The 22,230-nt window shown below is 70.0% G+C and carries 19 protein-coding genes; 8 read left to right on the top strand and 11 right to left on the bottom strand.

Annotation, left to right across the window (positions count from 1 at the left end; genetic code table 11):
- Positions 1 to 12: 12 nt before the first annotated feature.
- From ABD830_RS18890 to ABD830_RS18875, 4 genes are read right to left on the bottom strand one after another with little or no spacing between them, the layout of a single operon-like run.
- The gene (locus ABD830_RS18890) at positions 13 to 960 is read right to left on the bottom strand and encodes an asparaginase (protein ID WP_344988804.1); all 948 of its coding nucleotides are present in this window, start codon (positions 958 to 960) and stop codon (positions 13 to 15) included.
- Complete coding sequence (locus ABD830_RS18885) at positions 953 to 1,768, bottom strand: amino acid ABC transporter permease (protein WP_344988802.1); 816 nt, start codon at positions 1,766 to 1,768, stop codon at positions 953 to 955. The genes ABD830_RS18890 and ABD830_RS18885 overlap by 8 nt, the downstream gene beginning before the upstream one ends.
- Complete coding sequence (locus tag ABD830_RS18880; protein ID WP_344988800.1) at positions 1,765 to 2,409, bottom strand: amino acid ABC transporter permease; 645 nt, start codon at positions 2,407 to 2,409, stop codon at positions 1,765 to 1,767. The genes ABD830_RS18885 and ABD830_RS18880 overlap by 4 nt, the downstream gene beginning before the upstream one ends.
- On the bottom strand, positions 2,409 to 3,317 hold the full coding sequence (locus tag ABD830_RS18875; protein WP_344988798.1) for a glutamate ABC transporter substrate-binding protein: 909 nt from the start codon (positions 3,315 to 3,317) through the stop codon (positions 2,409 to 2,411). Before ABD830_RS18875 ends, ABD830_RS18880 begins: the two co-directional genes overlap by 1 nt.
- Before the next feature lie 106 nt (positions 3,318 to 3,423).
- Here ABD830_RS18875 and ABD830_RS18870 point away from each other — a divergent pair, with 106 nt between their 5' ends.
- Positions 3,424 to 4,569 carry an ROK family transcriptional regulator gene (locus ABD830_RS18870; protein ID WP_344988796.1) on the top strand — a complete coding sequence of 382 codons (1,146 nt, stop codon included), beginning with the start codon at positions 3,424 to 3,426 and terminating at the stop codon, positions 4,567 to 4,569.
- Here ABD830_RS18870 and ABD830_RS18865 read toward each other — a convergent pair.
- A complete protein-coding gene (locus ABD830_RS18865; protein ID WP_344988887.1) occupies positions 4,559 to 5,080 on the bottom strand; it encodes a Uma2 family endonuclease in 522 nt (173 codons plus the stop codon). The two genes, ABD830_RS18870 and ABD830_RS18865, sit on opposite strands and share 11 nt — an antisense overlap.
- Positions 5,081 to 5,281: 201 nt before the next feature.
- Between ABD830_RS18865 and ABD830_RS18860 the strand changes: the two genes are divergently transcribed.
- The 3 genes from ABD830_RS18860 to ABD830_RS18850 all read left to right on the top strand — a co-directional run bounded on the left by ABD830_RS18860 (position 5,282) and on the right by ABD830_RS18850 (position 10,201).
- Complete coding sequence (locus ABD830_RS18860) at positions 5,282 to 6,184, top strand: aminoglycoside phosphotransferase family protein (protein ID WP_344988794.1); 903 nt, start codon at positions 5,282 to 5,284, stop codon at positions 6,182 to 6,184.
- Between the two features lie 90 nt (positions 6,185 to 6,274).
- Positions 6,275 to 9,343 carry an AfsR/SARP family transcriptional regulator gene (locus tag ABD830_RS18855; RefSeq protein WP_344988792.1) on the top strand — a complete coding sequence of 1,023 codons (3,069 nt, stop codon included), beginning with the start codon at positions 6,275 to 6,277 and terminating at the stop codon, positions 9,341 to 9,343.
- A 318-nt stretch (positions 9,344 to 9,661) separates the two neighbouring features.
- A complete protein-coding gene (locus tag ABD830_RS18850) occupies positions 9,662 to 10,201 on the top strand; it encodes a hypothetical protein (protein WP_344988790.1) in 540 nt (179 codons plus the stop codon).
- On the opposite strand, the gene ABD830_RS18845 is transcribed toward ABD830_RS18850, so the two are convergent.
- A complete protein-coding gene (locus tag ABD830_RS18845; protein ID WP_344988789.1) occupies positions 10,192 to 10,575 on the bottom strand; it encodes a group II intron maturase-specific domain-containing protein in 384 nt (127 codons plus the stop codon). The two genes, ABD830_RS18850 and ABD830_RS18845, sit on opposite strands and share 10 nt — an antisense overlap.
- On the opposite strand from ABD830_RS18845, the gene ABD830_RS18840 reads away from it, so the two are divergent.
- Complete coding sequence (locus tag ABD830_RS18840) at positions 10,555 to 12,669, top strand: hypothetical protein (RefSeq protein ID WP_344988788.1); 2,115 nt, start codon at positions 10,555 to 10,557, stop codon at positions 12,667 to 12,669. The two genes, ABD830_RS18845 and ABD830_RS18840, sit on opposite strands and share 21 nt — an antisense overlap.
- A gap of 364 nt (positions 12,670 to 13,033) precedes the next feature.
- Here ABD830_RS18840 and ABD830_RS18835 read toward each other — a convergent pair whose 3' ends face one another.
- A complete protein-coding gene (locus ABD830_RS18835) occupies positions 13,034 to 13,660 on the bottom strand; it encodes a DNRLRE domain-containing protein (RefSeq protein ID WP_344988787.1) in 627 nt (208 codons plus the stop codon).
- Positions 13,661 to 14,079: 419 nt separating this feature from the next.
- On the opposite strand from ABD830_RS18835, the gene ABD830_RS18830 reads away from it, so the two are divergent.
- Entirely contained in the window at positions 14,080 to 14,640 is a 561-nt protein-coding gene (locus ABD830_RS18830; protein WP_344988785.1) for a hypothetical protein, read from the top strand.
- 26 nt (positions 14,641 to 14,666) lie between these two features.
- On the opposite strand, the gene ABD830_RS18825 is transcribed toward ABD830_RS18830, so the two are convergent.
- From ABD830_RS18825 to ABD830_RS18815, 3 genes are all read right to left on the bottom strand, one after another.
- Positions 14,667 to 15,227, bottom strand: coding sequence for a TOPRIM nucleotidyl transferase/hydrolase domain-containing protein (locus ABD830_RS18825; protein ID WP_344988783.1), 561 nt, complete (start codon positions 15,225 to 15,227; stop codon positions 14,667 to 14,669).
- A gap of 101 nt (positions 15,228 to 15,328) precedes the next feature.
- Positions 15,329 to 16,600, bottom strand: coding sequence for an extracellular solute-binding protein (locus tag ABD830_RS18820; protein ID WP_344988781.1), 1,272 nt, complete (start codon positions 16,598 to 16,600; stop codon positions 15,329 to 15,331).
- A 52-nt stretch (positions 16,601 to 16,652) separates the two neighbouring features.
- Positions 16,653 to 18,941 carry a xanthine dehydrogenase family protein molybdopterin-binding subunit gene (locus ABD830_RS18815; protein ID WP_344988779.1) on the bottom strand — a complete coding sequence of 763 codons (2,289 nt, stop codon included), beginning with the start codon at positions 18,939 to 18,941 and terminating at the stop codon, positions 16,653 to 16,655.
- 59 nt (positions 18,942 to 19,000) lie between these two features.
- On the opposite strand from ABD830_RS18815, the gene ABD830_RS18810 reads away from it, so the two are divergent.
- Both ABD830_RS18810 and ABD830_RS18805 read left to right on the top strand, forming a co-directional pair.
- A complete protein-coding gene (locus ABD830_RS18810; RefSeq protein ID WP_344988777.1) occupies positions 19,001 to 19,876 on the top strand; it encodes an FAD binding domain-containing protein in 876 nt (291 codons plus the stop codon).
- Positions 19,873 to 20,355: a (2Fe-2S)-binding protein gene (locus ABD830_RS18805; RefSeq protein WP_344988775.1), complete on the top strand. Its 483-nt coding sequence runs from the start codon at positions 19,873 to 19,875 to the stop codon at positions 20,353 to 20,355. Before ABD830_RS18810 ends, ABD830_RS18805 begins: the two co-directional genes overlap by 4 nt.
- Before the next feature lie 9 nt (positions 20,356 to 20,364).
- Here the strand turns inward: ABD830_RS18805 and ABD830_RS18800 are convergent, their stop codons facing one another.
- Positions 20,365 to 21,843 carry an NF041680 family putative transposase gene (locus ABD830_RS18800; RefSeq protein ID WP_344987595.1) on the bottom strand — a complete coding sequence of 493 codons (1,479 nt, stop codon included), beginning with the start codon at positions 21,841 to 21,843 and terminating at the stop codon, positions 20,365 to 20,367.
- Positions 21,844 to 22,230 lie beyond the last annotated feature (387 nt).

Genomic DNA, 22,230 nt, shown 5'->3' with positions numbered 1-22,230 from the left:
CTCACGCCGGCCTCACTCCGCCGTCGCGACGATCCGGCCCACCGGCACGCCGCCGCCCAGTACGTCCACCTCTTCGAAGGCGGCGGCCGGAGTGACGTCGCAGCCCATGCGCCGCAGCACCGCAAGGGCGATGGCCGTGGTGGCGCGGGGACTGCCGTCGATGACCTTCACCGCCACCGAGTGGCCCGACTCCAGGGCCACCACCAGCACCCCCTCGGCGCCGCCCTTGGCCACGGCGCCCGGGAGGGCCCGCATCAGCTCGGTGTTCTGATGGCCGCTCCCGCCCACGTACTCGGGGTGCGCGCGCATCGCGTCGGCGACCTGGCGTGGCGCGGTGCCCTGCGCGGCCAGGACCAGGGACTGCACGGCCCGGGCCAGGCCGGTCAGCGACAGGCCGAACAGGGGCGCGCCGCAGCCGTCCACCGCCACGTGCGCGGCCTTCTCCCCCGCCAGCTCCTCGGTGACCGAACGCACCCGGAGCTGCAGGGGATGGTCCGCCGACAGGTACGCGGGCACGTCCCAGTCGTTGGCCACGGCGGCGGCGAGCATGGCGGCGTGCTTGCCGGAACAGTTCATGCGCTCGCGGGAGGGCTCCGCGCCCTGCCTGACGAGCCCGTACATGGTGGACGTGTCCTCCGGCCACGACGGCGGGCAGGCCAGCGCGCCGAAGTCCAGGCCGTAGTCCTCGAGGATCTCGCGTACCAGCCGCACGTGGAAGTCCTCGCCCGTGTGGCTGCCCGCGGCGATGGCCAGCCGCGGCCCGGCCAGGGCCGCGCCCGCGGTGAGGCAGGCCAGGGCCTGGAACGGCTTGGCGGACGAGCGCGGCAGCACCGGCGCGTCCACCTTCCCCAGCTCCACCTCGGCGCGTCCGGACGGGTCCAGGCCGACGGCGCTGCCGTAGTGGACGCTCTCGACGAAGCCGGAGCGGATGACCTCGGCTAGCACGGCGTAGTCAGGCACGTGCGGCTCTCCTTCTCAGTGAGACTGACTGGCGGGACTCCAGCGTGCGGGCCAGCTTGGACAGCGACGCGTTGACGACCAGGTAGACCAGCGCGACGACGAGGTACGTCTGGATGAGCAGGCCGTTGTAGGCGGCCAGGACCTTGCCGCTGTAGAGCAGCTCGCCGTAGCTGACGACGAACCCCAGCGAGGTGTCCTTGAGCAGGCCGACGGACTGGCTGACGATCGACGGCAGCACGCGGCGGGCCGCCTGCGGCAGCACGATGAGGCGCATCGTCTGGAGCCGGGTGAGCCCGACGGCCAGGCCCGCCTCGGTCTGGCCGCGTTCGACGGAGTTGATGCCGGCGCGGAAGATCTCGGCGAAGGCGGCGGCGTTCGACACCGTCAGGGGCACGCACAGCTTCCAGAACAGCGGCAGATCCAGACCGTAGCGCGGCAGCGCGAACAGCACCACGTACACCAGCAGCAGCGCCGGGATGACTCTGACGACCTCCACGTAGGCGGCCGACGGGAGGCGCAGCCAGCGTCGGTCGGAGAGCCGTCCGAGGGCCAGGAGCAGGCCGAGCGCCATGGACAGCGCCGCCGACACGACCGCCGCCAGGAACGTGGACCACAGACCTGTCAGGAGATATCGCCACATGGGCCAGGTCGCGTACGGCTGCCAGCGGGCGGCGTCGAGCTGCCCGTTCGCCGCGAACTGCCGCACCGCCAGCACGGCGAGCGCGACGGCGGCCAGCGTGCCGAGCACGGTCGCGACACGGATGCGCCTGCGCGCCCTGGGCCCGGGCTCGTCGAAGAGGACGCTCATCGGATGATCACCAGCCTGCGTTCGAGCCTGCCGGTGACGAACCCCGCCGCCGCGGCGATCAGCGCGTACGCCACACCTGCCCCCACGAAGATCGGGATGGGCTGCGCCTCGATGAGGTTCACCCGGTTGGCGGCGGCCGTCAGGTCGACGACGCCCACGGCGGCGGCGAGCGCGGTGTTCATGGCGGTCGCGATGAAGATGTTGCCGAGCGGCTGGACGACCGTGCGCAGCGCCTGGGGCAGGATGACGTGCCTGAGCGACTGGCTGAACGTCAGCCCGATCGCCCGCGCCGCCTCGCCCTGCCCCTTGCCCACCGAGTTCACGCCGGAGCGCAGGGCCTCGCCGACGTACGCGGCCTCGTACACGGCGATGACCACGATGGCCGTGACCAGCGGCTCGGCCTTGATGCCGATCTCCGGGAGACCGAAGAAGGACAGGACGAGCAGCACCAGGAGCGGGAGGTTCTGGAACGCCTCCACGTACGCCGTGCCGATGGCGCGCAGCACCCGCACGGGGCTGACGCGCAGGGCGCACACGACCACCCCCAGCACCGCCGCGCCGGCGAACGACGCGGCGGTGAGCTGGAACGTCACGATCAGCCCCTGCCACAGCTCGGGCAGGTGATCGAGGAGCACGGACATCAGGACCCCGGCACGGAGCCGATCTGCGGCGGCTGGGGAGGCTCACCGGTCACGACGGTGCCGATGGACTTCTTCCAGATCTCCTGCCAGAGCCCGGCATCCTGGGTCTTCTTCAGCCAGTCGTTGACGAACTTCTTGAACTGGTCGTCACCGTGCTTGAGCCCGATGCCGTACGGGTCCACGGTGAACGGCTTGGTCACGATCTGGATCGACGGGTCCTTCTGGGCGTCCGCGATCAGCAGCGTCTCGTCCTGCACGTAGGCCACGCCCCGATCCTGCTTGAGCGCCTGGATGCACTCGGGGTCGCTGCCGAACGTGATGATCTCCGCCTGCGGCGCCAGTTTCTTGATCGCGGGGATGGCCGGGGTGTTCGCTCCCGCCAGGACCTTCTTGCCGTTCAGGTCCTCCGGCTTGGTGATGCCCGAGGCGCCCTTCTTCACGGCGATGGTGAGCCCCGAGGTGTAGTAAGGGCCGGCGAACGCGACCTGCTTGGCCCGTTCCTCCGTGATCGTGTACGTCTGGAACACCACGTCCACGGTGCCGTTGGCCAGCAACGCCTCGCGGGTCTCCGACGCCGAGTTGACGATCTTCACCTTGGGCTCGCCCAGGATGTACTTGGCCAGCGCCTTGCCCATGTCCGCGTCGAACCCCTCGACCTGGCCGGTGACGGGGTTCTGCTGGGAGAGCAGGGGCGCATCCAGCGAGCCGCCCACGAGGAGCTCGCCGCGCTGCTTGATCTTCTCCATGGTGGAGCCGGGCAGGATGTCGGCCGCCACCGCGACGGGCGCCTTGGCCAGCACGTCGCCGCCCTTCTGGGACGACTCCCCCGGCACGGCGGGGCTACTCGACTCACCACAGGCCGCCAGCCCTAAGAGCGAGATGGCGGCGACGGCGACAAGCCTCTTCATGAACGGTCACTTCCTTCGATTTCGAAGATAAGCCGGACCGTAGTGGGAGATTTCGTAGCAAGTCAATACGTTGTCGTCGTAAGTCTGGACGTGGTAGGTATCTCACATGAATCAGCGGCTGCCCGTGCAGGGGGCACAGGGCGACCTGCTGCGACTCGTCGCCACCGGCAAGGCCGAGTCACGCGCCGAACTCGCCCGCTTATCCGGCCTGGCCGCGTCCAGCGTGTCGCTGCGCGTGGAGGAGCTCATCGACGCGGGCCTGCTCGCCGAGGAGGGTTCGGGCACCTCGCGCGGCGGCCGCCGCCCCCGCCGCCTGCGCCTGTCCCCCGGCGCCGGCGTCCTGGCCGTCGCCGATCTGGGCGCCCACCACGTACGGCTCGGCCTCCTGGACCTCAGCGGCGCGCCGCTCGTGATCGAGGAGCGCGGCTACGAGATAGCCGACGGCCCGCAGGCCACCCTGGACCGCATCGCGGACGCGTTCGACGAGCTGCTGGCCGCCCACGTACCCCCTTCCGTCCCGCTCAGGGGGGTGGGCACCGGCATCCCGGGCCCGGTGGACCCGTCCAGCCAGCGCGTGGTGACCCCGTCGCGCATGCCGGGCTGGAACGGCTTCCCGGTCGCCGACCACCTCGCCGCCCGCTACGACCTGCCGGTCCTCGTGGAGAACGACGCCAACCTGATGGCGGCGGGCGAGGCGAGATGGTGGCCCGGCAGCGAGAACCTCATGGTCGTCAAGGCCGGCACGGGCATCGGCTGCGGCGTCATCGTCAACGGCCGCCTGCACCGGGGCCGGGGCGCGGCCGGCGACATCAGCCATGTGCGGGTCCGCTCGGACTCGTCGATCGTGTGCGCCTGCGGCCATCCGGACTGCCTGGAGGCGTACGCGAGCGGCGCCGCGCTGATGGCGGCCCTCCAGGAGTCCGGCATCGAGGCGACCCGCACGGCGGACATCGTCACCCTGGTCGACGACGCCATCCCGGAGGCCACCAGCCTGGTCCGCACCGCCGGCCGCCGCATCGGCGAGGTCCTCACGGTCCTGGTGAACTTCTTCAACCCTGATGTGGTGGCGGTCGGCGGGAGCCTGTCGGCCGCGGAGCCGTTGATCACGTCGATCAGGGCCGCGGTCTGGGAACGCTGCCTGCCGCTGGCGACCAGGGACCTGGAGATCGCCCCGGCGCGGGCGGGGCGGGACGCGGCTCTGCTCGGCGCGGGCACCCTCCTCCTGGAGGCCGCCCTGAAGGTCACATCTTGAAGATCGAGGTGTCCAGCTCGAAGTCGACCGGGGCGGGCAGCATGATCGGTGCGCCGATCTGCTCGGTGACCGCCACCTCATAGGCGTCATCTTTGATCTCGCTGAACACGGTCACGCTCGGCTCGTCGGCGACCGGATCGATCAGCACGTAGATGGGCACTCTGCCCAGCGCGTAGGTCCGTCGCTTCTCCACGCGGTCTGTGTAGACGCTGCTGGGAGAGACGACCTCGGCAACCATCAGCACCCCGGACGACAGCAGCTCTCCTACACCCCACCGAGGGCAATCAGGCGGCACGAGAGCGAAGTCGGGCGCGAGAGAATCTCGCGGACCTTCGATGCAGATGTTCAGGCCGCCGGGGGCTCCCAGCCATCCTCGCTCTCGGTAGAAGGGCCATAGGACGTGATCCAGCGCTACGGCCATCCAGGTGTGCTCCGGGCTGCCCATAGGACTCATAAGCAGTTTCCCTTCGATGACCTCAACCCGGCGATCGGGGAGGGGGGGGTAGGGCATCGAACAGCTCACGCGCGGTCATCCCTGTACGCGTGAGCTTCGCGTAGATCGATTCCGTCTGGTGCTTCTCTTCCATCATGGCGACCATGGAATCTTTCCCTTCGTATTCGAACGGACACGCTAAGTATTCCATCTTCGGGGAGTGCCCGCCACCCAAAACCGATTGCCGCAACCGGCGCGGCCGGTCAAGGATGGGCGGCGATGAGCAGGACGAAGATGCACGCCGACGAGGTCCACACCGACGCCGAGCTGGTTCGCCGGCTGCTCGCGGGACAGTTCCCCCAGTGGGCCGGGCTGCGGATCGAACCCGTTGACTCCTACGGCACAGACCACGACATCTACCGGCTGGGCGACCACCTGTCCGTGCGCATGCCGCGCATCGGCTGGGCCACCGGGCAGGCGGCCAAGGAGGCGCGGTGGCTGCCGAAGCTGGCGCCGCACCTGCCGCTCGCCGTCCCGGTGCAGCTGGCCATGGGGGATCCGGCCGAAGGCTATCCCTTCACGTGGTCCGTGTACGAGTGGCTGCCCGGCGCGAACGCCAACGGCACGATCACGGACCTGGAGCAGGCGGCCGTCGATCTGGCCGCGTTCATCAAGGCGCTGCGCAAGGTGGACCAGGCCGGCGCCCATCCGCGTCCCCGCGGCGCTCGCGGCGCTCCGCTCGCTGAAGGGGACGAGTTCGTCCGCCGGTCGATCGCTCAGCTCGGCGACCGCATCGACGGCGCCGCGGCCCTCCGCTCATGGGAGGAGTCGCTCAGCGCCCCCGTCTGGGACGGCGCGGAGGTCTGGGTGCACGGGGACCTGCTGCCGGGCAACCTGCTCGTGGTCGGCGGCCGCCTGTCCGCGGTCATCGACTTCGGCGGACTCAACGTGGGTGACCCCGCCTGCGACCTCCAGCCGGCGTGGAACGTGTTCGCGGGCGAGAGCCGCCGGCGCTTCCACGCCGAGCTCGGCGTGGACGACGCGTCGTGGCTGCGCGGCCGGGGCTGGGCGCTCTCCCAGGCCGTGAACGCGCTGGCGTACTACTGGGACACCAACCCGGGGATGGTCCGCCAGGCCTCCCACGCGCTGGCGCAGGTCCTCGCCGAGAGCCGGAGGCCCTGAGCACGGGAGCGGCGCACGGCTCGACTGGCGGCCCAGCCCGATGAAGAATTGCCCCCGGAGTCCTTGGATCATCCCACGGGGGAGCACGATGTGACGGATGTGACCTTCGGCGTCTTGGGACCAGTGTTCATCCGGGTGGGCGATCGGCAGCCGGTCGAGCTGAGCGGCAAGCAGAGCGCGCTCCTGGCCAGTCTGCTGCTCAACGTCAACTCCCCCGTCTCCCAGGACCGCCTGCTCGCCGCGCTGTGGGAGAAGCCTCCGCCGTCCGCGGTGGCCAACCTCCAGTCGTACGTCGCCCAGCTGAGAAAGACGCTGCCGCCCGGCGCGCCCCTCCTCACCAAAGGATCCGGCTACCTCTTGCAGACCGGCGCCGGAGAGGTCGATCTGCTCGCGTTCGACGAGGGCGTACGGCAGGCGAGGCTGGACGCCGAGCGGGGCGACGCCCGGGCCGCGGCCGAGGGGTTCCGGCGGGCGCTGGCCCTGTGGCGGGGAGGTCCCGCCGAGGGCTCCCGGCTCTGGGGCGACATGCCGGCCCGGGTGAGCGAGCTGGAGGAGCGCCGTACCGCGGCCCGGCTCGACTACGCGGAGGCCAGGCTCGTCATCGGCCCGCACCAGGAGGTCATCGACGATCTGCGTCACCTGCTGACCGACCAGCCGCTGCGGGAACGGGCCTGGCACCTGCTCATGCTGGCGCTCGCTCGGACAGGGCAGCGGGACAGGGCGCTGGAGGCGTACCGGCAGGCCCGCGAGGTCCTCGTACGGGAGCTCGGCATCGAGCCGGGCACGGAGCTGCGGCGGTTGCAGGCCACGATCCTGCGCGGCGAGCCGCCGTCCGCCGCGGCCGGGCCGCAGGCCGTGTGTCAGCTGCCGCCTGACGTCGCCGACTTCGTCGGCAGGGGCGAGGAGGTGGCGGCGGCGGTCGAGGCCCTGTGCGAGTACCGGGCGGCGGCGGTGCCGCTCTGCGCGATCTCGGGCCAAGGGGGCGTGGGGAAGACGGCCCTGGCCGTACACGTCGCCCACCTCGTACGGCACGACTTCCCCGACGGACAGCTCTACATCAACCTGCGCAGCGCCGGGAACCACCGGGTGGATCCGGAGGAGGCGCTGGGCCGGTTCCTGCGCGCGCTCGGGGTCGACAGCGCCGCCGTGCCGAGCGGCCTGGACCAGCGCGCCGAGCTGTTCCGCGACAAGCTGGCGAACCGGCGCTACCTGGTGGTGTTCGACGACGCGGCCGACGAGGGCCAGGTCCACCCGCTGCTGCCGGGCACGCCGGGATGCGCCGTACTGATCACCAGCAGGCACCGGCTGTCGGCGCTGCCCGCGGCGCGGAGGATCGATCTCCCGGTGATGCCCTCCGGCGAGGCGCTGGAGCTGCTGCGGCACCTCATCGGCGCCGACCGGGCGGCCGAGGCGCCCGGCGAGGCCGGCATGCTCGTCCACCTGTGCGGCGGCCTGCCCCTCGCGGTACGCATCGCCGGCGCCAAGCTGGCCGCGCGGCCGCACTGGAGCCTGAGCCAGCTGGTCACCCGGCTGAACGACACCGGCAGCCGGCTGCGCCAGCTCTCCCACGGCTCCCAGGAGGTGCGGGCCAGCCTCGCCGTGGGCTACCAGGGCCTGACCCCGGCGGCGCGGCGGCTGTTCCGCCTGCTCGGCCTGCTCGAGGCGCCGGACTTCGCCGCCTGGACCGCCGCCGCCCTGCTCGACCTGCCGCACGGCGAGGCCGAGGACCTGATCGAGGAGCTGGCCGACGCCCGTCTCCTGGACGTGGCGCCCCGCGACCCCTCCGGCCACACGCGCTACCCGGACGACCCGCCAGAACCCGACCCATCCCGCCACACGCGCTTCCGCTTCCACGACCTGACCCGCATGTACGCCCGCGAATGCGCCGAGGCCGACGAGCCCGAGGACGAGCGGACCGCGGCCGTCCGCCGCGCCCTGAGCGCCTGCCTCGCCCTCACCCGGCAGGCCCACGTACGGCTGTGCGGCGGCGACTACCGCCTCCTGCGCGGCGACAGCCCGCTCTGGCAGCCCGAGATCGTCGTACGCGACCCGCTCGCCTGGGTGGAGGCCGAGCGGGCGAGCATCGTCGCCGGGGTCCGCCAGAGCGCGGCGCTGGGGGCCGACGAGCTGTGCTGGGAGCTCGCCGCCAGCGCCGTGAGCCTGTTCGAGACCCGCAGCCTCTACGACGAGTGGCGCACGACGCACGAGACGGCTCTACGCGCCACTCGCGCGTCGGGCGACGTCCGTGGCCAGGCGAGTGTGCTCAACGGCCTGGCGAGGCTGTCCATCGCCCAGTACGACATGGTCCGCAGCGAGCGGCTCCTGGAGGAGTCCCTGCAGCTGTTCGAGAAGGCCGAGGACGGGCACGGGCATGCCCTGGCCCTGGTCAACATGGGCGAGCTCCGCGGCCTCCAAGGCCGCCACACGGATGCTCTGGCCTGCTACAACCAGGCCGCCGACGCCCTGGCCCGGACCGGCGACCGCGGCACGGAGATCACCGTCGTGCGGGGCATCGGCCGCATCCACGTCAGCCAGGGCCGCCTCGACCTCGCGGCCCCGTTCGTCCGGCGGGCGATGCGGCTGGCCGAGGACATCGGCGACGTCCGCTCGTGCGAGTTCGCCAGAGTGCTCCTCGGAGAGATCGATCTCGCCCGCGGCGACCGCACCGCCGCCGAGAACTCCTTCAGCCGGGCGATGGCCTCCTTCGACACGCTCGGCTTCCCCAGGGGCACCGCCTACGCGTCCCTGGCGCTGGCCACGGCCCGGCTCGCCCAGCGCTGCTTCACCGACGCCGAACGCCTCCTGCATCAGTCCCTGGCCATCTATCGGAACGTCGGGGAGCGACTGGGCGAGGCCCGCGCCCTGCTCACCTTCGCCGAGCTCCGGCGCCTGCAGCGGCGCTTCGACGAGGCAGTGGCGACGCTGACCGACGTCGTGGCCATCTGCGAGGCCACCCCCTTACCCCGCCGCCGCGGCCACGCCCTGCGCGCCCTGGGCGAGGTGCACCGCGACGCCGGGAACCTCCCGGCGGCCGTTAATGCATGGCGCCGTTCCCTGGAGATCCTGGACGCCATCTCGTCGTCGGAGGCCGGTGAGGTGGCGGCCTTGATCGAGCGGTACGACGAGCACCCGGCGAATCCGACGAATCCGACGAACTGACGCTGGCCCCTTCGACTGCCTCCAACAAACCCCGAATCCGCAGGTTCGAGGGTTTCCGAGGTCACTCCTTGCTATTGACGCGAACCGCCGTCGTTGCATCGGCGAGCGTGAGCCGGCCGGTCAAGGTGAGCGGTTCGAGCACGGGCCCCCGCGGATGGAGCCATCGGGGTCATCCCGGAGGCCGGAAGGGTTCCACCGTGCAACCGCCGGAGGATTCCAACGCAGCCGCACGGCTCGCGGCCGGCGATTTAGCATCTTGACATACTTACGGCCGAATGGATCAATTACGGACTTGTGCGCATCCTTGCAGGAACACTGGTGGTCGCCACCATGGTCACCGGGTGCTCGAGCGACCCCGTCGACGCGGCTCCGCCGGTCCCGCTCGCGCTCCCTTCCGCCACGGCCGCGAGCCCCAAGCTGCATGCGGAGACCGTAACTCCTTCGCCGCGGGCGACGCCGAGCCCGGTGCCGCTGACCCTCGATCAGGCGGCCCGGCATTACCTGAGCACCGTGCGGCCGTACAACATCGCGCTCGAACGACTCGAGCAGGCGATCAACGGCAGCCAGCCTGTCGCGACGCTACGCCGCCGAGCAGCGCAGGTCGCCACCGCGAACAGGACACAGATCGGCCAATTGACCGACACCGCCTGGCCCAGGACACTGCGCGGGCTGATGGGGCAGCTCAAGGCCGAATCGCTCAAGGCGCAACGGCACTGGCTCCTGGCCGCGCGTGCCCGTGACCGCGACGCGCTCATCCAGGAAGTGCTGAACGCCGCCCGCCACGACGGGAAACCTGCGGTGGGGAAGATCCGTACCCTACTCCGCCTGGAGCAGTACGACGAAGACGACTACTCATGATCGTCCAGTACCCGCCAGCCGAACGTCATGCTGCGGCGATAACGTCTTCGGATGAAGTGCGCCAGCCGCCACTGGGCATACCGTCTGATCTTGCTGAGGCGCTGGCCGGAGGGTTCGTAGCGGAAGTATCCGGCCCAGCCGCACAGGAAGCCATTGAGGTCCTTGAGCCGGACGAGACCGGGCAGACCGGTGACGGCGAAGTTCGTCATGGCCCGGCGGAGCAGTGACCAGGCTTCCTCGGCCGGATTGAGTTCAGGAGCGTAACGGGGAGCTGAACAATGCATAGCCAGGTGGCGTGATGTCACCGCGGCAGATGGTGTGCAGGCAGCCGAACGCAAGATCGCGATGTCCGCGTGATCGACCCGCAGCTGCATCCCGAATGCTATCCGTCAAGCTTGACACGCGATCATCGGCATGGCTTGATCGTATGGCTTCTCGCACTGGTGAACGATTTTGAAGGAATCATGTTGTCAACGCACCGCCTTGATCGCGCTTCGTCATCGCCTCGGCCTGCGACCATTCGATTAGCCCGCCGACTGCTCACCCTCTGCACCGTCCCGATCATCGCAGCGGGCCTGATTGTGGCCCAAGCGCCCGCCGCGAGCGCGGCCGACTCCAAAACGGACCTCGGCGTTTCTCTCCCGTCTAACCTGAGAAGCGGTGACATTGCCGCGGGCCGCGACAAGCTCTTCGTCTCCGCCGCCGACCGTATCGTCGTCGCCAACACTCAGGGCTCTGTCACCGACACCATCCATGACCTCCCGGGCGTGTCAGAGCTCGCATCGGCGGCCGACGGCTCCCGCTTGTACGCGGCGGTCAGGGGCGCGAACCAGGTCGCGGAGATCAACACGGCAACCCTCGCCATCACCCGGCGCATCGACCTGACCGCCTATCCGTGCCCGTCGACGATGTCCCTGTCCGGCAGCCGACTCTATGTCGGTTACGGTTGCAGCATCTACGACAACAAGAACGGCGTCGTCAGCTTCGACGTGTCGGCGACGGAGCCGGAGTTCACCCAGGTCGAGACCGGGCTGTTCAGCCCTCCGCTGCTGGCCGCCGCCGGCGGGACTCTGGCCGTCGGCATCACCGGCAGGACCCCCAGCGATCTCTTCATCTACGACGTGTCCGGTGCCACCGTCACCCGCCGCGGTGTCATCAGCGGCGTCACGAATGATCTGTCCAACCCGAGTGACCTCGCCATCACCCCGGACGGTGCCACGCTGTTCTCCGCTTTCGGCTACCCGTACAGGGTCGACAGCTGGGACACGACCGCCATGACCCATGTCCGCAGCTACGGCACGCAGTCAGGGAGTGCCATCACCCTCAACCCGGACGGCTCCCGTCTGGTGGGTGGAATGGCGCGTCGTCCGACCGTCGAGATGTTCGACGTTGCCACCGCGGAGAAGACGTTCGAATACACGCATCAGGCCGACGAAGTGTCCGCGGTCCCTGGCGGCATCGCCATCTCCGGGACCACGGTCTTCGTCGTGCTGAGAGGGCTGTTGGACCGGCTCTACCTGGCACGGCTGCCCGACGTCACGCTTCCCCCGGCCACGCTCAGCCTGACCGCTCCCGAGCGGGCGACCGTGCTCGAACCTCTCACGCTGACCGGTCGGCTCACCTCGCCGGACGGCTCGGCCCTCGGCATACAGACGCTGTCCGTCATCCGCCAGCGACCGTACGGCATCATGGAATCCCTGCCCGAGGTGACAACCGCCGAGGACGGCACATTCACCATCACCGACACCCCACAGGCCGTCGACTGGCACAGGTACGAGGTCGTCTGGGAGGGCACTTCGGCTTTCCGGTGGAGCACGGCCTGGTCGCCGTGGTTCACGGTGGACAAGCGCTCCTCCTCAATCACCGTGACGCCGTCGCCCGAGCCGGCCGTGTTCGAACCGCTTACGCTGACTGGTCGCCTCACCTTGGCAGGTGGCTCGGCTCCCGGCGCGCAACGCCTGGCGGTATCCCGCAAGCTTCCAGGCGACGTCAAAAAGCCCCTCACCGAAGTGACGACCTCCGACGACGGCACATTCACCGTTACCGACACCCCGCCAGTGGGTGGCGTCATCTACTACGAGGTGAGCTGGGCTGGAGACTCCATCTACAGCTCGACCCTGGCTTGGCACCCCGTGACGGTTGCCAAACGCCAGACGACCCTCACCCTGTCGGGCCCCGAGAAGGCGGTCGCCGGCGACCAGCTCGAAGTCAGCGGCAAGCTGGACGGCGGTGGCCGGCTCCCTTCGCCGAATGCCGTGCTCACGGTGCAACGCACCTTTGTCGGCCGTGAGGGCACCATCAGGAGGGCATTGCCGAACGTGACGGTGTCCGATGATGGGTCGTTCAGCTTCACCGATACAGCTAGCGATGGCGGCGAATACACCTACAGCGTCAAGTGGGTCGGCGACTCAACGTTCATGACCGCGGAGGCCACGCACGTGGTTACGGTTCGCGGGCGACCCAGTTAAGAAACGAAGTCGCTGAGCCGACGGCCCCAGGGCGACCCGGGTGGCTGCCTCGCCATCCGGGCCGCCTGTCGGCAGCGTGCGCTGCGAATGCACCGACTGAATGCTTGTCCTTGGACAAGACTGTCTTCGGCGCGGTCTGCTTGAGTATGTCGATCATTACAACACTCATAGGCGACATCGGAGCGTGGATGCAGTCTCCTCCAGACGGCAGAGATGGTCCGGCTCCACCCGACAATCCGCGTCTTACGGCGAGACCGACTCCGTGGCCTTATCGATGATTACGTGCATGTGGCATTAGCCTGCGGCTTTCACGGCGAATGTTGGAGGTGGTCTGGCACCCGCTGGGGCAGGTCCGGCGCAGCCGTTACTCGGCCAGATCGTCGGAGGCGTCACCGGGGGTCGGGTCGGCGTAGGCCGACCACGACAGCGACGCGCCCACCGAGGTCGCCAGCGTCGGCTGGTTGAGCGTCACCGACGGCTTGCCGAACGTCACCAGCAGGCGCGGGTGCGCGGTCGGGTCGACGGTCAGCGGGTCGACGGCGGTGAAGTCGTCCATCGCCTGGTACGAGACGCCGCCCACCGGGGCGGTCTTGGCCTCGTTGGCCGCCTTGATCAGGATGCCGCCCATGGGCGCCCCGGCAGAGGCGTACCAGGCGTTGACCATCGCGGTCACGTCGAAGCTGTGCCAGCGCGACAGCTCGCCGACGTTGCGGGTCACCGTCGAGGCGGCGGTGGCGGCGAAGGGGGGCTGGTTGTTCCAGGACACGTTCTGGGGGTCCCAGGTCCACGAGTCGTCGGTGATCTCGTGTGCCGCCAGCGTCACCGCCGCGCCCTCGCCCAGCGCCTGGTCGAAGTAGAGCTCCAGCTTGGCCTGGTCGATGCGGGTGCCGATCGGCAGCACGTCCGCGTCGGCGGCGCCGAAGTACAGCAGCGCGCGGTTCAGACCGGCCGAGGCCGTCTGGAACTCAGGTCTGACACCGGCACACTCCACATAGGCGGATAAGGAGGATCTAAAGATCCACGAGAGCAAAACATCCGAATCACGCCACAAACCGGAACATTCGGTCAAAATACACGCAACGTGACATACGAGGACTTCGGAACACACCACCGAAAGGCCACTTCTGGGGCTCCAGCCTGCGAAGATCGCTCCGTCGCCGACGACTTCACCTACCGACGGTCAAGGTAACTGTCGGTAAACGCAGCAGGTCGGTTCGTTCCAAGGCTGAGGGAAGGCGGACGCGACTCCCAGCAAACTCACAGCAACCGCTCAGGCACTGCGAGCCTCCGGAGACACCCAGGGGACTCTTGACCGCTGTCGCCATTCATGTGTAGATCAAGAGGTTTGCCGCTGCCCGCCCCGCACCCTCAGGAGGACAACCCCATGCCCGCGGCCGGAACACCCCCACGGTGAAGATCCAGCCTCATGAGGCGAGCACGGTGCAGCGGCACGGCCGTGGACGGGCGATCCGCATCGCCACCGTTCTGGCCGGCTTGGCCCAGCTCGTCCTCGCCGCCCTCCTGATCGGCATCCCCGCCGGCTCCCCCACCCTCGACGAAGTGCCCGTCCCCGAAGGCGTCGCCACCACGCCATCCCCGGCCGCGCTGGCCGTTCATCCCACCGCCACACCGGTCAGACCGACCCCGCGTGCGTATCCGGCCACCAACCCCACCCGCGCCCCGCGTACGACACCCACCGCACGCCGAAGCCGGACCGCACCACCCGTCGCCGCCCGCGTCACTCCGCCGCGACAGAAGACGGAAACGGCGACCGTTCCCTCGGATGCGCCCACCAGGGCGACGAAATCCGCCACCACCGACATACCAGAACCTTCAGAGCCGAGCCGGCAACATACGCCGCCCGGCCAAACCCGAGAACCGCCAGGACAAGCCGATGAATTGGCGCAAGAAACCACGCATGAACAACCCACCCTGCATGCCAACATTCCGCACGGACAGACGCAGAAATAGGCCAGATCAAACCAGCGCCGACGACCTCAGAGGTGGGCCAGCAGCATGTCCAGCGGCCGCGGTACCCGATCGAGATCGAGCGCCCCGACGAGCAGGCCGGAGTAGCGAATTTTGCGGCCACTGCCTGATCCCATGAATCGGCGCAACTGGTCGTGAGTGGCACCCCCGCGCCATGCGGGTTGCTTCTGGAGCGTACGAAATGAGCTGAGTTCGCCCTCGGCATCGACAACGCGTTCAACCGTGGCGGTGCCGAGGGCTCGGATCAGCTCGTCTTCGAGGTCGGCGATGCACACGAAGAATCCCAGCGCCTCCAGATCGCTCCGGCTGAGATTTGCTCCGAGGCCGGCACGCTCGAGGGCGTTTCGGTAGTCGCCTTCCTCCCCGACGTCGCACAGACCGGCCAGCCGGAGATTGTGACCGGGAGGCCCGAACCTACGTATATACGTCGCGATGTTCGTCGCGCCGCCCATCGCCACAAGAGAGATGCCTTCGGCCGCCAGGTCCCGGCCACGGCGCTCGGCCAGCGCTTCGATCGCCGACTTGTCACTGGCGCCCTCGACCAGGACCACGGTTTGCGTGTCGCTCACGAGCCCAGCCTTGCACCGAGCCTGGAAAGGTTCATCCCCTTTTCCGGCGACGCGCCACTCCCCTGGCAGCGCGTCGACGTACAGCTGCGGACGCCTCTCCTCTAGCCTGCGATGAGGGCGTTGGCCTCCGTGATGAGCTTCCGTGCGGCATCGTCGGGGGCCATCCGGCCGAACAGAACCTCGTTCGTGTACCGCGTGAGGATGTCTTCCATGGCGCTGGCGTGCTTCGGCGGGGCGACGGGCGAGTCCGTGAGCTCGTCCTTGACCTTGTCGAGGAAGGCCAGCGTCTTCTTGTCGGTCTCCGGGAGCTTGTCCCTGACCGCCGCCAGCACCTTGGAGCTGGCCGGCAGGCCGCGGTCGCTGAGGATGATCTGGCCCGCCTCCGGGTCGTTGATCATGAAGTCGATGAACTTGGCGGCCTCGGCCGCGTGCGCGGACTTCGACGAGGCGGTGTAGAACATCGCCGGCTGCAGGAACATGCCACCGGTGGTCGCGCCCTGTGGCTTCGGCATCCGCAGCAGGTCCACTTCCTTGCCCGACGCCTTGTTGATCGAGCCGAGCTGGTTGCTCCACCACATCCCCATCGCGCCGTTGCCGGTGGCGAAGAGCGAGCGGTCCTCGCCCAGGGCGCCGAGCTCGACGCTCTTGGCGGCGTCAGGAGAGCCCTTGGTGTTGATCAGTTTCCGGTGGACGGCCCACCACGCCTTGAGCGTATTGGGCGAGATGCCGAGCTTGTCGCCCTGGTAGAAGGACTCGCCCCGCTGAGCGGCGAAGATCTGCAGGAAAGCCGGGTTGAAGCTCTGCTGCGTGCCGTAGACCTTGCCATCGGTGGCTGCGGTGATCTTCGCCGCCAGATCGGCGTACTGTTCCCAGGTCCACGTGGTGTCGTCGGGTAACTGCTGCCCCGCGTCCTTGATCGCCTTCGGGTCCACGACCAGGGACCAGGCGTTGACGCCGGTGGGGATGGCGAACTGCTTCTTGTCGATGGCACCGGTGGCGAGCACCTTGCTGTCGATGTCGGCGGTGTTGACCGTGCTCGACAGGTCGGTGAGCGTGCCCCGGTCGGCGTACTCCCGCAGGCCGCGGATCTCGAGGGTGATGACGTCCGGCGTTTCGTCGCCCGCGACCTTGGTGGCCAGCTTGTCGTAGTAGCTGCGGAAGTCGGAGAACTCTTCCTCGATGTCGATGTTCGGGTTCTTCGCCTCGAACTTCTTGATCGCCTCTTGCGTCATCTTCTGCCGCGCGGCGCTGCCCCAGTAGGAGAAACGCAACTTGACGTCGCCGCCGGCGCCTTCGCCGCCGCAGGCCGCAGTGATCGACAGCACAGCAGTGGCCAGCAACGCTGCCGTCCACCTCTTCTTGCCGGAGCCCAAGGCTCCACCTCCTGGGGATTGGGGGGGTGCAGGACCAGAGAGATCCGCAAGATTACCGGGGCGATGATGTTGTCGGAAGGGCTGACCATACGGCCGCCGGCGTCAGGGGCATGTCGATGTGGTCGATGTTCAGGGCGTCGCAGACGGCGTTCACGATGGCGGGTGGGATGCCGATGCAGCCGGCCTCGCCCGCGCCCTTGGCGCCCAGCGGTGTGTTGGGGTTGGGGGTGGTGGTCTCCAGGAGGGTGACCGGGGGCATGTCGGCGGCTGTCGGGAGGAGGTAGTCCAGGAGCGTCGTGGCGTACGGGAGGCCGTTCTGGCCTATGACCGCCTGCTCGTACAGAGCCTGGCCGAGGCCCTGGGCGATCGAGCCGTGGGTCTGGCCGCTGACGATCATGGGGTTGACGACCACGCCGTAGTCGTCCACCGCCACCAGTTGGCGCACGTGGACGGTGCCGAGGTCGGGGTCCACCTCCACGACGGCGACGTGCGCGCCGTACGGGAACGCCTGCGGTGGGGCGACGATCTCGTCGGCGCGTAGAGGGCCGGTGCGGGCGACCAGTTCGCCGATGGGGAGCCCGGGGAGCGGGCCCGCGGCGACACCGGCCGTGAAGTCGTCCCCCGAGGGGCCGTCTGTCCGATGGTCGGGCTCCAGGAGCTCCGCACACGTGTCGCCTCCGACCACCAGGCGGCCCGCCGCGTACGAGACCTCCTCTTCCTCCACCCCGAGAAGCTCGGCGCAGCGGCGGCGGGCGGTGGCGACGAGCGACTCGGCGGCGCGCCACAGCGCCGCCCCGCCCACCTGCATGGAACGGCTGCCGAACGTGGCGAAGCCGTAGGGCACCTCGCCGGTGTCGCCTTCGACGACGCGGACCCGGTCGACGTCCACGTCCAGGACCGAGGCCACCACCTGCGCGAACGCGGTGAAGTGGCCCTGCCCGGCGGAGGTCGAGCCGACGCGGGCGATGAACGTGCCGTCAGGGCAGGCCTCCACGCTGCCGAACTCGTCGCTGTCCGGCGGCCCGCCCGAACGTTCGACATACGTGGCGATGCCCACGCCGATCGGCGGCCCGCCCTCCTCGCGGCGGCGAGCCTGCTCGGCGCGGACCTCGTCGTAGCCGACGGCGGCGAGGGCCTTGTCGAGCGCGGCGGCGTAGTCGCCGGAGTCGTAGGTGCGGCCGGTCGGCGTCAGGTACGGGTACTGGTCGGGGCGGATGAAGTTGCGGCGGCGCAGCTCGGCCGGGTCCATGCCGAGCCGGCGGGCCAGCCGGTCCACGGTGCGTTCGAGGGCGTAGGCGGCCTCCGGGCGCCCCGCGCCGCGGTAGGAGGTGGTCGGGGCGGTGTTGGTGAGCACGCAGCGGACCTGGGTGTGCACTCTTGGGGTGCGGTACGCGCCGGTGCTCATGGCTCCGGTCATCATGGGGACGAAGGCGCCCGTGTGCGGGTACGCGCCGATGCCGGCGTCTATCAGGAGCTCGTACGCGAGGAAGACGCCGTCCTCGTCGGCCGCCAGCCGTACGCGCTGGGTCTGGCCGCGACCGCGCGGGCCGGCCAGCATGGCCTCGGCGCGGTCCTCGCACCAGCGGACCGGCCGGCGCAGGTGGACGGCCAGCAGGGCGGCGACGACGTACTCCGGGTAGGTCTGGCTCTTGGCGCCGAACGCGCCGCCGGTGGCGGGGACGATCACCCGGATCCGGTCCCTGCCGAGCCCGAGCGCCGCGGCGAGCGAGTCGCGCAGCCGGTGCTGGGCCTGGTGCGAGGCGTACACGGTGAGGCGGCCGTCGCGCCCCGGATCGACCAGGACGGCCCTCGGCTCCAGCGACGTGGGGAGCAGGAGCTGCTCACGGTAGGCGGCCTCGACCACCACCGGGGCGGAGGCGAACACGTCGTCGGCCGGCTCGCCGAAAGTGCGCTCGACCACCAGGTTGTCGCCGTCGGTACCGGGAGTGAGGGTGAAGGGCAGTGGCCCCAGGATGAGGCGGACGGCTTCGGCGCCGTCCTCGGCCTGGGCGCGTGTACCGGCGGCGACCACGGCGAGCGCCTCGCCCGGGAAGCGGACGCGGCCGGTGGCGAGCAGCGGCCACGGTGTCCGGTCGTCCCCGCCGGGCAGGTCACGGGCGGCGAGGTACGGCAGGTCGGCGGCGGACCATGCGCCGGCCACGCCCTCCTCCTCGAGCGCGGTGGCGACGTCCACCCCGCGGATCAGCGCGTGCGGCACCGGGCTTCGGGTGAAGGCGAGCTCGAGCGTGCCGGCGAGGTCCAGGTCGGCGACCCTGCGCGCCTGGCCGGTGACCAGGTCGCGATCCTCACGCCGCGCGAGCGGCATCCCGATGTACCGCAATGTTTGGACACCCCCGCTTTCGGTACCAACGTCGATATCGGATTCCCGGGATGGTTGACATGAAACCGGCACAATTCGCCTACGTCGCGCCTGCCTCCGTGCCGGAGGCGGTGGCCGTGCTGGCCGAGCGCGGGCCGGAGAGCCGGGTGCTGGCAGGCGGTCAGAGCCTGCTCATCGAGCTGCGTCACCGGACCGCGCGCCCGGCCCTGCTGGTGGACGTCAACCGCGTCCCCGGGCTGTCGGAGATCGCGGTCGAGGACGGCTCGGTCCACGTCGGCGCGCTGGTCCGGCACGCCCAGCTGGAGCACGCCAGGTTCGACGACTCGCTGGCCGAGCTGTTCCGCCAGGTCGCGCCCTACGTCGCCCACCCGCCCATCCGCGCGCGCGGCACCTTCGCCGGAAGCCTGGCGTGGGCGCATCCGGCGTCGGAGTGGTGCGCGCTGGCCATGGCCATGGGCGCGGGGATCGAGGTGGCAGGCCCGGCGGGAGGGCGTACGGTGCCCGCGGACGCGTGGTTCCGCGGGGCCTTCGCCACGGCCTGCCTGCCGGAGGAGCTGGTCACCGGCGTCCGGCTGCCGCGTCCGCCCGCCGGGGCCGTCGCCGCGTTCGCCGAGCTACGCCGCACGCACGGCAGTTTCGCCCTCGCCGCCGCCCTGGTCATGCTGCGGCTCTCCGGTGGCCGGGTCGACTGGGTACGGATCGGCCTGGCGAACGCGGCGGACGTGCCCCTCCGCGCCGTCGAGGCCGAGCGTCTCATGACCGGCGAGCTCCCGGAGCCCGAACTGCTGGCGGAGACCGCCGTACGGGCCGCCGCCGAGACGGACCCGCCCGACGAGCCGCACGCGCCGGCCGCCTACCGCAGGCACGCGCTCGCCACACTGGTACGGCGCTGCCTCACCCGCGCCGTCCAGAAAGCGACAGCGGGAAGCCCATGAACGTCGAACTCATGGTCAACGGCCGGACCCACCGGCTCGACGTCGAGCCCCGGACCAGCCTGGCCGACGCGCTGCGCGACCGGCTCGGGCTCACCGGGACCACGCTGGGGTGCGAGCACGGGGTGTGCGGCTCGTGCACCGTGCTGATCGACGGCACCGCCGTCCGCTCCTGCCTCGCCCTGGCCGTTCAGATGGAGGGCGCCGACATCCGCACCGTGGAAGGGCTGGCCGACGGCGACCGGCTGCACCCGCTGCAGGAGGCGTTCGCCGCCGAGCACGCGCTGCAGTGCGGCTTCTGCACCCCCGGCTTCCTCATGCTGCTCGCCGGGGCGCTGGCCGAGGAGCCGGAGCTGGACAAGGACGAGCGGCGGCTCGACGAGCTCCTCGCCTCGAACCTGTGCCGCTGCACCGGGTACGCGGGCATCCGCCGCGCCGCGGCGCGCGCCGCGGCCCGCCTCCGCGGTGACGACAGCCACTGAGCTTGTCGTTTAACCTGCCTGCTCGCGGTGCTCGGTGAGTGATGCCGCGCGTTTGGCGGTCTTTCCCACCTCGTGATGACGGGCGGGGACGCGGTTCCTTGATCCCTTGGGGCGTCCGGGACCAGCGCTCGTGGGTTTGGGCGCACCGGCGGGCTGGGGCAGGCTCGTGCGGAGGTGGCGAAACCCCCGGCGGACGCGAGCGGGGGTGAGCCGCTCGGGCGGCAGCGGCCTCTCCCACGGGCGGCGAAGGTCTTCGGCGAGGAGGCGAGCGAGACGAAGCTGGGTGTAGGCGATAATGATCAGCCAGGTCCAGCGGTCAGCGGCGTAGGGGTCGCGGATCTTGGGGACGGTCCAGCCCAGGGTCTGCTTCCACATTCTGAACGTGTGCTCAAGATCGAACCTGCGCAGGAACGCCTGCCAGAGCCGATCCAGATGCGCGGCGGTGATGCCGATGGCCGATGTCCACAGCCACACCGGCTTGGGATCACGTTCGCCGGACAGGTGCTCGACCCGCAGATGGATGAGGGTGCCCTCGATGACCGGGAGCTCGCCGACATGATCGATCCAGGCGCTGCGGCGGCCCAGCCGAGGGTGTAGCCGGTCCCAGCAGGAGGCGACCGCCGTGCCGTACCGGCTGGTGGCGGTGCTCGTGAGGTGGGCCGGCTCGCCCCAGCTGGTCTCGTCCTTCATCCGGAACTCGCCTCCATGTTTGGGCGGACGTCCGCCACCGGGGCTGGCCAGCAGGAATTCCTCACGCGATGGGGCGGGACGCAGCAGCACCCGGTCCGAGCGCAACCGGCCCAGCACCTCCACCGGCAGGCCGTCCAGGAGGAAGGCCAGTCGGGCGGTGTCGTATCCGGCGTCGACCACCAGCAGGATGTCCGGGTCGCCCTGACGCCACTGCCCGGCCTGGATCAGGCGGGCGACCAGGTCGCGAAGCTGGGTTGCGGTGACGGCGGCCTCATCGTCGTCGGGGCCGAGCCGCACTGCGTCGAGCACCGCAGTCCAGGAGGTCCGGCCGGTCTCCAGTGCGGCGATCATCGAGTATGGCCAGCCGGGGATCATCTGATGCTCGTCCTTGCGGCGGCCGTAGGTGTGGCAGAACAGCCGTTCGGGGCTGGTCGGCGCGTCTGGCCGCAGCCACGCAGTCACATCGGCGGCCAGGACGATCCGCCCGCCCGCCGCGCGCGGCAGCGGCACCGTAGCCAGGGCTCTGCGGAGCCGGCCGATCTCGATCCGGCCGTGGTTGATCGCGTCATACAAGGCGCCGTGACCGCGCCGGTGTTCGGGGGCCAGCGCCAGTCCGACCAGGCTGCGTACCGGCCCGTCGGCGCATAACACCGCCTCGGCCAGCTCGAACAGCTCATCCGCGCGCGCCGTCAGGCAACCATATATCTCCTGGCGGAACTCCGACAACTCCGCCATCGCTTCGGCCCGCTCACCCTCCTGGCCCGATTCCAGGACAGCCGCCACCGCGGATGCCAGCATGGAGGACACAGCCACCGCCTCCTCTTCTTTGGGTTGACACCTTGAAGGTGGAGACGGTGGCTGGCCTGGGTCACGGCGACACGCCGTATCGCAGAGGACACAATCCGCTATGCCGGATAGATGACTCTCAGACCCGATCGCCACAAACGTCCAGGCCAGAGGTTAAACGACAAGCTGAGAGCCTGCTGACAAAGGGTTGGGTCGCTGAGCCGGGGACGAGGCACGCTTTGGTGGAGGCCATCTTCGAGTGATACGTCCGCGGCCGAGCCCAAGCAAGACCACAAGGCCGCCGCCCCTGCGGGCGGTCGGCGATCAGGGACGTGGGCCGAAGCCTTGGGCTGCGAGCCACGTGGCGCAGAGGCTGGGCCAGGCGGACGCGGTCAGTTC

The organism is Nonomuraea helvata, from assembly GCF_039535785.1.
Taxonomy (GTDB): domain Bacteria; phylum Actinomycetota; class Actinomycetes; order Streptosporangiales; family Streptosporangiaceae; genus Nonomuraea; species Nonomuraea helvata.
Note: the sequence above shows the minus strand (reverse complement) of the source record. Positions and strands in the feature narration are given on the sequence as shown.